The sequence below is a fragment of the Flavobacterium fructosi genome, from assembly GCF_042787335.1.
GTDB lineage: Bacteria > Bacteroidota > Bacteroidia > Flavobacteriales > Flavobacteriaceae > Flavobacterium > Flavobacterium fructosi.
Genome location: NZ_JBHZQA010000006.1, coordinates 180,524 through 191,419, shown reverse-complemented (window position 1 = coordinate 191,419; position 10,896 = coordinate 180,524). Strand labels below are relative to the sequence as shown.

Sequence of the window (10,896 nt, the reverse complement as noted above, 5' to 3'; positions counted from 1 at the left end):
ACCCGAACAGATTGTTATTGGAGTCGACACTTTCGTTGGTTTCGGAGTTACGGTCAACACTAATTCTTGGTCGGCAGTGCATCCGTCGTTTGTTTTGGTATACGTTCCGGCAGCAGTATAAGTAGTACTATTTACAGACCAAATATAGTTTTCACCCGAACAGATTGTTATTGGAGTAGACACTCTCGTTGGTTTCGGAGTTACGGTCACAGTTGCTTCGGCGGTTGAAATATTATTACCAGTGCATAGACCTGCACTTGAAAATACGGCTCTATATTTAGTAGTTTGAATCAAATTAGTAGCAGTATAAGTGGTTGCCGGATTAATTATATCAATCCATGATGTAAATGGAGTAACTGATGATTGCCATTTATTAATAGTTGAGCTACTGGGAATACCACTTATTGTTAAAATTGAATTATTTATTCCATAACATACATTTGAGTTAGGGCCAACAGAACCTTTTAAAGGAATGCCAAACGTGAGAGGAGAATCTATACATCTTCTTGAAGTATAAGAGTTACCACTAACAGATGCCAATTTTGTAATATTGATTAAGCCAGTATTCGTATTACAGATATCACTACCAATACTTCCAAAAGGAATATTAAATTCTAAAAATGAACCACCTCCACTAATACAAATACTTCCGCTTTTAGCAGCAAGTCCGTTATTAACAGTAAGTGAAGTTAGAGTGCTCCCGTTTCCAGAATATAATTTAAAAGTTGAAGCATTAGAATTGATTTCTATAATATATTCGGCACCAGCTACAGATAAACTACCGCCAAAAGTATCCGATGTTAATCCAGTTGCAGTGTTATTATCGGTGTCTAAATAAAGTCGAAAAAGAGCTGCACCGCTATTACCGAGATTCATTCCCAATCGCAATACTTGGGTTTGTGTATCTACTTTAGCCCAAATTGTTCCAACCTCACAAGTTGAAGATGGACTAGTCGATAATTGAACGTTAAAAACTATTCCGGTGGCGTATTCATCTCCTACTGCTCTGGGACCTGGACAATAATTTCCATCATAAGTGTCTTGAGCATAACAATTTGTAACAAAAATTGATAGAAGTAGTGAAACAAAACCAAAAATGGACTTTAATTTTGAAGTGGGTAAAATTGTTTTCATATGATCAATACGATTTTATAAATTAATCAATTTTATTAATTATTATTCCTGAATGAAATAACATTTATATTCCTTTCAATTAAGGAATAACACTAAAAGAGTTAGGAGGTTTCTCATCATGATTTTTGATAACTTCAGAATATAAACAAATGGATGGTTGAAATTTGCATAATAAATTATGCACATTCTTACTTAACATTCGAAGGAGTAGTTGATAATTTTTGTTGGGATAATATCAAATCTGCATTGAATATTTTTACCTTTTTTGTTGAAAAGGCAAAAATATTTTCAGTTGACACTGGAGCAAAAAGACGTACACGATTAGATAGAAGTACCTGCATACGTAAAATTTCTTTTAAGATTAAAAGAAATAGGTTTTGAGATAAAATAAAATTGTTTTGTAGGTTAACAATTTGATTTGGGGGGCTTTTTTCCATGTATAAATAATTTTTCAATTATTACTCTTATTTTCAACTTTTTAATTATTTATTATTTTTACAAAATATAATTAACTAATGTAATTACAATAATTCATTATTGCTTCGTTTCTCCTTTAATGACCTAAATACTCGTTGAAACGCTCTTTTTTTTGATAATTTTATCAAAAATTTAAGATTTTATTGAACGCCTAACTTTTTTAAATTCAAACGATTATCGAAATTAATTGTTTTGAATTTTAAAAATTAATTTTTTATCAAATAAAAAAATATTGCAAAAAGGCTCTTAAATCATCTTTTCTTTCGTAAATTGTATTTCAATATTTTAGTGATTTAAATATCTTAGACCTCGATTTCAAAATGATTATTTTCTTATGAAAAACTTAATTTTAATTAGGCATGCAAAATCTAGTTGGGATGCTCCATTGCATGACAAGGAACGGTCTTTGAAGCATAGTGGAATAAAAGATGCCCATCTTGTTTCTTCAAAAATAAAAGACGCGCTTCCTAAAACATATATTATCTGGAGTAGTTCAGCGAAAAGAGCTTCAGATACAGCAGTTATTTTTGCTCAAAATATTTCTTATCCCATAGAATCTATTGTATATAAGGACGCACTTTATACATTTGATGAAAAAAAACTGGAAAAAGTTATCAAATCTTGTAATAATCTTTTCGATAGTGTCATTCTTTTTGGTCATAATAGTGCTATTACAAATTTTGTTAATAAATTTGGGGATATCATTATTGATAATGTTCCAACTGCCGGTTTTGTATCCTTACAATTTAAAACGGACGATTGGAAAGAAATTTATAAAGGCCAAATAAATAAAATTATATTCCCCAAAGATTTAAAATAAGTACATGCCAGAACATAAATATATTGATAGAGAAAAAAGTTGGTTAGCATTTAATGCCAGAGTTCTTCAAGAAGCAGCTGATGACTCAGTTCCTTTGCTAGACAGACTAAGATTTTTAGGAATATTCTCAAATAATCTCGATGAGTTCTTTAGAGTTCGTTTTGCAGCAATCAGACGATTAAGTCTTTCAGGAATATCCGGAGAAAAATATTTGGGTGGTATTTCGGCTCAAGAATTAGTTAAGGATATAACTGAAATTGTAATAATTCAACAATCTGAAAGTTTACGGATTTTAAGTACGATTGAGGCTAAATTAGAGTCTAAAAATATATTTATAATCAGTGAAGATCAGATATCTATCGATCAGGAAATTTTTTTAAAAGATTTTTTTATTCAAAAGTTAAGTCCTGAATTAGTTACGATCATACTAAATGATTTAGGTGAATTTCCATTATTGAAAGATACTTCGGGATATTTAGCGATAAAGCTCATTATGAAATTTAATAATGAGGTTCGATATGCAATTATTGAAATTCCAAAAACATTAAATCGTTTTGTTGTCCTGCCTTCAGATGATGAAAAACAGTATGTAATCTTAATTGATGATGTAATAAGGTATCATTTAAGTAGCATTTTTAACATTTTCGATTATAAAAGTATTTCAGCTCATATGATAAAGATTACTAGAGATGCGCAATTAGACATCGATAGTGATTTGAGTAAAAGTATGATAGAAAAAATTACCACTAGTGTGAAAGACAGGCGAATAGGGGAACCTGTTCGGTTTATTTACGATCAATTAATCGACAAAGACACGCTTCAGTTTTTTCTAGATAAAATGAATATTGTTACTACAGATAGCATTATTCCTGGTGGTAGGTACCATAACAGACGCGATTATATGAATTTTCCAAATCTTGGCAGATTTGATTTATTGTATAAAACTAACGATCCACTGCCAGTCCCCGGTCTAACTATGGAAGGGAGTATGTTAGAAAAAATAAGTAAAAAAGATTATTTATTAAATGCGCCCTATCAGTCATTTTCTTACCTGACAAAATTTTTGCGCGAAGCGGCTCTTGATCCAAAGGTAACGTCTATCAAAATTACTTTATATCGATTGGCAAAAAATTCTCAAATTATAAGTTCGCTAATAAATGCAGCCAAAAATGGGAAGAAAGTTACTGTTCAAATTGAATTGCAAGCGCGTTTTGATGAAGCCTCGAACATTTCTTACGCAGAGCAAATGCAAATTGAAGGTATCGAACTAATTTTCGGTATAAAAGGCTTAAAAGTACACAGTAAAATATGTGTTATTGAAAGAATTGAAAACGATAAAATAAAAAGGTACGGTTTCATTTCTACTGGAAATTTTAATGAAGCGACAGCAAAAGTTTACACTGATGTAACTCTATTTACAAGTCATCAACAAATTTTAAAAGACATCACAAAAATATTTGATTTCTTTGACATCAATTACAGAGTTCATCGATACAAACATCTTATTGTTTCTCCTCATTACACGAGAACTAGATTTTATAAATTGATTGACAGAGAGATTTTGCATGCATTGGCAGGTAGAAAAACATTTATAAAATTAAAAATGAATAGTTTATCAGATTTTAAAATGATTGATAAATTATATGAAGCAAGTACCGCGGGAGTAAAAATACAACTTGAAGTAAGAGGTATTTGTTCGTTAATACCCGGTATTCCTGGAATGAGTGAAAACATTGAAGCGATAAGTATTGTCGATAATTATCTCGAACATTCCAGAATTTACATCTTCGGGAATGCGGGGCAAACAGAAGTTTTCATTTCATCTGCAGATTTTATGACCAGAAATTTGGATGGCAGAGTTGAAGTTACCTGTCCTATTTATGATCAAGAAATTAAAAATGAACTCCTTGATAATTTTAATTTAGGATGGAAAGGAAATGTAAAAGCGAGGTATCACTCCTTTAAATTAGATAATAAATATAGAATTAGAAATCAAGACCCCATTTTTAGGGCACAGTGGGAAACTTACAAATATTATCAAAATAAAGTGGAAGTGATGGCAGAAAAAGCTACAGAGGTTCTAATTATCGTTGATAAAAAAATAATTAAAAAATAAATTTCAAATCATAGTAAAGGAATGATTAAAATTACAAAGTATGCAGCGATTGATATTGGTTCAAATGCAATGCGTTTGTTAATTACAAATATTGTAGAGCAGGATGGAAAAGAAACTCAATTCAATAAAAGTTCGTTAGTTCGCGTCCCTATTCGTTTAGGACAGGATGCCTTTACAGTAGGTGAAATTTCTGAAGAGAATATGGAGCGAATGTGTGATGCTATGAAAGCATTCTATCTCTTAATGAAAGTACATAAAGTGGAGCGGTACATGGCCTTTGCCACATCGGCAATGCGAGAAGCTTATAATGGTAAAGAGGTTGTTGCACTTATCAAGAAAAAAGCGGATATCAAAATAGAAATAATCGACGGAAAAAAAGAAGCAGCCATAATCGCTTCTACTGATTTGCATCATTTATTAAAATCAGATCAAACCTATCTCTTTGTTGATGTAGGTGGTGGAAGTACTGAGTTTACCTTATTTTCGAACGGTAAGATGATAAATTCCAGATCTTTCAAAGCTGGGACAGTAAGATTGCTGAATCATATGGTTTGCGATGTTGTTTGGGATGAAATTGAAAAATGGATAAAAATAAATACGCAAGACTACGATGAAGTAACTTTGATCGGTTCTGGTGGAAATATAAATAAACTTTTTAAGATGTCCGGAAAAGTGCCGGAAAAACCTTTGTCATATATCTATATGAATTCTCAATATGCATTCTTGAATTCTCTAACTTATGATCAACGGGTAGCAGAATTGGGATTGAATCCGGATCGCGCCGATGTGATTATTCCTGCTACAAGAATTTATCTAAATGCTATGAAATGGAGTGGTGCCAGAAATATTTACGTACCTAAAATTGGACTTTCTGATGGTATTGTTAAAGCAATGTATTATGGAAAAATATAATTTAAATTACTGATTTACAGCTTATTAATTTAAAAATTGGAATTGTCTTTATGATAAAAATTCCAAATGGACAAGCATAGATTAGAGATGTTTAATGATGGTGTTTTGACAATAATAATAACCATCATGATATTGGAAATTAAAGTTCCGATGGGTAAGAATTTTAGTGATTTGACAGCACTTTTTCCTTCTTTTATTAGTTATGCGCTTAGTTTTATTTTTGCAGGAATTTACTGTAAAAATCATTATCATTTAATACAAAGTATTTCTAAAATAAATGGTACTATATTATGGGCTAATCTGCATTTTTTATTCTGGTTATCATTGATTCCCATTTCAACTAAATGGACGGGAGAAAATAAATTCACATGAAATAGATCCAGCTGAAAAAGAAATAAAATCTGTTCAAAAAAAATTAGGTCCACATGAAGAATAGATATTTTAAATTACTTCCGTTTAAATGAATCACCTGAGTTTAAACATTTAAGTCAAGCCCAAAAGTAGTTCGCAATAAATCAATATTTGGATTAATTTCAAGAAGTCTATTGTATCGGTCCTGGTCATTAAAATTTCTCTTACTTTCAACGCTTTCATTAACAATAACTTCTATTGTAATATTGTGATTGTGCAAATGACCTTTCAAATGCCCTAAAAGACCATTTACTTCTTTTTCAAAATCTAATTTAGAACCTTCATTTGGCAATTCCAAAGTGATGGCAGTTCCATTCAGTTTGGGGTCATTTATTAATAATAATGACTCCATGATTTTATAGCCTTTATCTCCTAAACGTTGGGCATATTTATTCCAAAACAGTAGCATTTCTGTTTCCGTAAACGCTTCTGTAGGTAAATGAAGCACTTCTTTTACAATTCCTTTACTGCTTTCTTCCAATGCTTTTTTGGCGCGAATACTTGATAATGAAAAGGCAGAAACTTTTGTTTCACTTGAGTTTGGAATACCAATTTTTACTGTAGGGGCAGGAACTTCAATTGTTGGAGCAATAACTATAGCGTCAGGCTCGTTCTCTTGAACTGATTCTATAGCTTGAAAAATCGGTTTCGATTCTTTAGTTTTAGTTTGAACTGTTATTGAATAATCGTTCTTTCTAAAATAAGTTGGTGGGATTATAAATTTATCAACTTTTTTTTTTCTCCATCATAAGTGATAGAGGCAAGTTGCATCAGACAAAGCTCAACAAGTAATCGCTGATTTTGACTTAGTTTGTATTTCAAATCGCAATCATTTGCAATTTGGATTCCTTTCAAAAGAAAATCATGACTGCATTTTTGTGCTTGCAAACCATACATTTGTTGCGCTTGTTCACCAACTTCCAATAATGATAAAGTGGAAGGAGTTTTAGAAACCAATAAATCTCTAAAATGCGATGCTAATCCTGATACAAAATGATGCGAATCAAATCCTTTAGAAAGAATGTCATTAAAAGCCAATAGTAATTCAGGAATTTTATTTTCCAAAATTAAATCGGTAACGGAAATATATGTTTCATAATCTAAAACATTCAGGTTTTCAGTAACAGCCTGACGTGTTAAATCTTTTCCGCAAAAAGAAACTACTCTATCAAAAATAGACAAGGCATCACGCATAGCACCATCCGCTTTTTGAGCAATTATATGCAAAGCATCATCTTCATAATTTACACCTTGACTGGTCGCAACTTCGGCTAGATGTTCTTTGGCATCTTTTACGGTAATTCTTTTGAAATCAAATATCTGACAACGAGAAAGTATCGTTGGAATAATTTTATGTTTTTCGGTCGTAGCCAATATAAAAATGGCGTGCTTTGGCGGTTCCTCTAATGTTTTCAGGAATGCATTGAAAGCTGCTGAGGACAACATGTGAACCTCGTCAATAATATACACTTTATATTGTCCCGTTTGTGGCGGGATTCGGACTTGATCAATCAGATTACGGATATCATCAACGGAGTTATTGGAAGCGGCATCTAACTCGAAAACATTAAAAGCAAAATCTTCGTTTGGATCATCATAACCTGGCTGATTGATTTTTCTGGCCAGAATACGAGCGCAAGTCGTTTTGCCAACTCCACGAGGTCCTGTGAATAGTAGGGCAGAAGCAAGGTGATTGCTTTCTATGGCATTCAATAAAGTATTGGTAATGGCTTTTTGCCCTACAACATCTTTAAATGTTTGAGGACGGTATTTACGAGCCGATACAACAAATTGTTCCATAGAATTTTTATTCGAAAGCAAATATAGGTTTTAATTCAAAGATGCAAAAATTTAAGCGTTGAAAGATTTTTACAATTTTTGAAATGGATTTTATTTACCGCATTCCCTAGCCCAGATAGCAGTGTAAATCCTTATGAGCCGGGTTTCGGCGATTAAGATTGCAACGGATAGCTGGAATTAGCTACTAATAAATTGTAATTTCAAAAATATTAAATATTTCGAAATCTGATCGGATTGCTAGCCAAAAACGGCTTTTGAAGAATTTATAAATTTCAATCCTGATAGCGGATATTCTGGGACACCTTTTTGTTGTATTAATACTTTGAATTTCAATCCCATATCGATCAATAATCTGTAATTAATGAGTGATTCCTGCATTGCCTGTGCCAGATTATTCGGGTTATTATTTAAAGCTGAATTTTGATATTCTTTGATGCCTAATGCCAATAAAAATTGCGCTTGATCCACAATTCCGCAATAATCCATTCCGTATTGGGAACCCCAATGTGATATCGCGGAAAAGTTGGTGTGCGTTGTAATATCTTGTTGACCGATAAATTGATAAGGATTGTCGTTTTTTTGATGTTTGTAATAACATAAGAGTGTACCACAACTCCTGCGGTTGCTGTATAATTCAGTGGATAATGATCCATAATCTATGGTTATCACGTAACCTTTCTTCAAGGATTGAGAAATGTCTTTTATCCAAGATACAGCTTCCAAATTAATTTCGGTTCGAAATCCTTCAGGCAATTGTACATTTAATGCAGCCAAATAATCGGTGAGTTCTTGTTTTGCAGGTTTCAAAATTTCAATAAAACCATCTTTATAATCTACAAATACTTCCTTTAGTTGATCTTCCATAATTACTTGATGAACGGAAAAATTATCAATCAGTTCATTAGATAAAATGCAGCCGTTAATTTCAGTAATTTCTTGAATGGAGTTATACCAACTTACTTTTTCATGTAAATGTTTCTTTTGAATTTCTCGCATGCTGGAGCTTTTTTCTATAATACAATAAGTTAAGCTGTCATATAAAGAGATATTATTTTTGAGATAATCTAAAATATCATGACATAATAAACCAGTTCCTGCACCATATTCCACAATTTCAAAAGGCTTTTTTTCTAAATTCCGCCACATTTCTTCAATTTGACGGCCTATCATAGCCCCAAATGCAGTAGTAAGATTGGCACTGGTGTAAAAATCACCATCTTTCCCAATCTTGTTTTGTGAAGAATTATAATAGCCAAGTTCGGGATAATACAATGCCATTTCCATGAAATTCCTAAAAGACAATGGACCTTCTTTTTTGATTCGTTCTATTATGATTTCAGAAAGCAACATAGAATTTAGGAATTAAATCTTGATTTTTTCTCTCAAAAAATAGGATACAAATAGTTTTCCGATAACTTAGAAAGTACAACTCAAACAACTATTATTTTTTTCTTCCTTTAATGCTGATTTCGTTCAAAACTGTAGCAGCATCATTTTCGGAATTTGCAGAAAATCCAGCTACAAAAACGCCTTTTTTACCAGAAATGGATTTTATGCCATAAACAGTTGCTTCGTCATCAGGATTACTGTCGCCTTCGTATCGATAAATGTGATAGATTTCGTAGCGATGCGGATTTTTTATAATATCATCTGTATGAAGATTAAAATCAAATGTATATCCTTTTTCATTTAAATCATCTAAGGCTTTAGAAACTGTGGCATAATGATACATATTTGACATAATATAAGATTTATGGTTAATTATTAAAGGTAACTATTTTATTATGAATTTGTTGTCAAAGACTTGTTAAAGTAACTAATCTAAAATCTGAAAACAGGAATAAATATCGTAAATTTGCACCGCAGACCGCCTTATCGTCGTCTCGATTTATCGGGAGGGAGGAAAGTCCGGACACCATAGGGAAGCATAACGGGTAACACCCGTCGGTTCGAGAAATCGAATTAGGACAAGTGCAACAGAAAGTATGTACAGGTAATGCTGTAGTGAAACCAGGTAAACTCTATGCGGTGAAATATCAAGTATATCAGCATTTAAGGACTTCTCGTCCGTTGTTGAAGGGTAGATAGCTTGAGTCCCGCAGTAATGCGGGATCTAGATAAATGATAAGGCTCCGATTTTTCGGGGACAGAATCCGGCTTATAGGTCTGCATTTTTTTATTGATTGTGAAATCTAAAAAATAACCATTAAGAAATTAAGTTTCATTAAGTCCTAAGACTTAATTTTCTAAATTTCTTAATGGTTTAATTTTTATTTTTAAATAAGTATTCATGAAAACAAGAATTGGAATTTTAGGAATGGGTGGAGTAGGCGGCTATTTTGGTGGATTGTTGGCCAAAGCGTATGCTGAATCTGATTCTGTTGAAATAATATTTATTGCTCGCGGCGAAACTCAAAAAGCAATAGCGCAAAAGGGTTTGAAAATTATACTTGACGAAAGCGAAATGACCGTTTTTCCTAGAATTGTTTCCGATGATTCCACGATCATTGGAAAACTGGAATACCTTATTTGTGCCACAAAAACGTATGATATACAGGAGAGTCTTCTTTCGATTAAAAAGAATATAACCAAGAATACGATTATTCTTCCTTTATATAATGGTGTCGATGCGCCAGAACGAATTAGTGATTTATTTCCCGACAACGAAGTTTTACAAGGTTGTGTTTATATTGTTTCGATGATTGTATCTTCCGGTGTTATTAAAAAGTTTGGGACTTATGAAAAACTTTTTTTTGGATCAAGAACAGCTTCAATCGCTGCATTAAATAAATTGCAATCCATTTTTGAGAAAGCTTCAATCGAAAGCTATCTCGTTGATGCTATAGAAGAAACTGTTTGGGAAAAATTCATATTTATTTCCGCGTTGGCATCTGCAACATCGTATTTGAATCAGAATATTGGTGAGATTTTAAACAGTCAATTCAGTAGAGAAGTTTATGTTTCCTTATTAAACGAAATTACCATGATTGCGGCCGTAAAAGGATTGAATTTACCCACTGATATTATTATGCAAACAATTCTAAAATTAGAGAAAACTCCGCATGATGCCACTTCTTCCATGCATCGGGATTTGATGGCGGGGCGAAAAATGGAACTTTTTTCTTTAACTGAGTTTGTGGTAAACGAAGGATTGAAATATGAAATTGAAACACCAACTTACCAAATGGTATTGGATAAATTGTCAAGTGTTTCAATTCCTAATTAA

The 10,896-nt window shown here is 32.3% G+C and carries 10 protein-coding genes and 1 other RNA gene; 6 read left to right on the top strand and 5 right to left on the bottom strand.

The genetic code is table 11. The features are described 5' to 3' along the window. On the bottom strand, positions 1-1,134 hold a 1,134-nt coding region (locus ACFX5D_RS11350), incomplete at its 3' end, for a hypothetical protein (RefSeq protein ID WP_379858302.1). 811 nt (positions 1,135-1,945) lie between these two features. Between ACFX5D_RS11350 and ACFX5D_RS11345 the strand changes: the two genes are divergently transcribed. The 4 genes from ACFX5D_RS11345 to ACFX5D_RS11330 all read left to right on the top strand — a co-directional run bounded on the left by ACFX5D_RS11345 (position 1,946) and on the right by ACFX5D_RS11330 (position 5,831). After that, entirely contained in the window at positions 1,946-2,431 is a 486-nt protein-coding gene (locus tag ACFX5D_RS11345) for a SixA phosphatase family protein (protein WP_379858301.1), read from the top strand. Positions 2,432-2,435: 4 nt separating this feature from the next. Next, positions 2,436-4,547 carry a polyphosphate kinase 1 gene (gene ppk1 / locus ACFX5D_RS11340; RefSeq protein WP_379858300.1) on the top strand — a complete coding sequence of 704 codons (2,112 nt, stop codon included), beginning with the start codon at positions 2,436-2,438 and terminating at the stop codon, positions 4,545-4,547. Positions 4,548-4,568: 21 nt separating this feature from the next. Next, a complete protein-coding gene (locus tag ACFX5D_RS11335; RefSeq protein WP_379858299.1) occupies positions 4,569-5,459 on the top strand; it encodes a Ppx/GppA phosphatase family protein in 891 nt (296 codons plus the stop codon). 66 nt (positions 5,460-5,525) lie between these two features. Then, a complete protein-coding gene (locus tag ACFX5D_RS11330) occupies positions 5,526-5,831 on the top strand; it encodes a TMEM175 family protein (protein WP_379858298.1) in 306 nt (101 codons plus the stop codon). Positions 5,832-5,934: 103 nt separating this feature from the next. Here ACFX5D_RS11330 and ACFX5D_RS11325 read toward each other — a convergent pair whose 3' ends face one another. The 4 genes from ACFX5D_RS11325 to ACFX5D_RS11310 form a co-directional block, all read right to left on the bottom strand. After that, positions 5,935-6,351, bottom strand: a complete 417-nt coding sequence (locus tag ACFX5D_RS11325; RefSeq protein ID WP_379858297.1) for a DNA polymerase III subunit gamma/tau — start codon at positions 6,349-6,351, stop codon at positions 5,935-5,937. A gap of 233 nt (positions 6,352-6,584) precedes the next feature. Further along, the gene (gene dnaX / locus ACFX5D_RS11320) at positions 6,585-7,670 is read right to left on the bottom strand and encodes a DNA polymerase III subunit gamma/tau (protein WP_379858296.1); all 1,086 of its coding nucleotides are present in this window, start codon (positions 7,668-7,670) and stop codon (positions 6,585-6,587) included. 237 nt (positions 7,671-7,907) lie between these two features. Then, complete coding sequence (locus ACFX5D_RS11315) at positions 7,908-9,020, bottom strand: class I SAM-dependent methyltransferase (RefSeq protein WP_379858295.1); 1,113 nt, start codon at positions 9,018-9,020, stop codon at positions 7,908-7,910. A gap of 91 nt (positions 9,021-9,111) precedes the next feature. Beyond that, the gene (locus tag ACFX5D_RS11310; protein ID WP_379858294.1) at positions 9,112-9,411 is read right to left on the bottom strand and encodes a hypothetical protein; all 300 of its coding nucleotides are present in this window, start codon (positions 9,409-9,411) and stop codon (positions 9,112-9,114) included. Positions 9,412-9,529: 118 nt separating this feature from the next. Here ACFX5D_RS11310 and rnpB point away from each other — a divergent pair. Together rnpB and ACFX5D_RS11300 are read left to right on the top strand one after the other, a co-directional pair. Beyond that, positions 9,530-9,847, top strand: an RNA gene (gene rnpB / locus ACFX5D_RS11305) — RNase P RNA component class A. Between the two features lie 113 nt (positions 9,848-9,960). Continuing rightward, complete coding sequence (locus ACFX5D_RS11300) at positions 9,961-10,896, top strand: ketopantoate reductase family protein (protein WP_379858293.1); 936 nt, start codon at positions 9,961-9,963, stop codon at positions 10,894-10,896.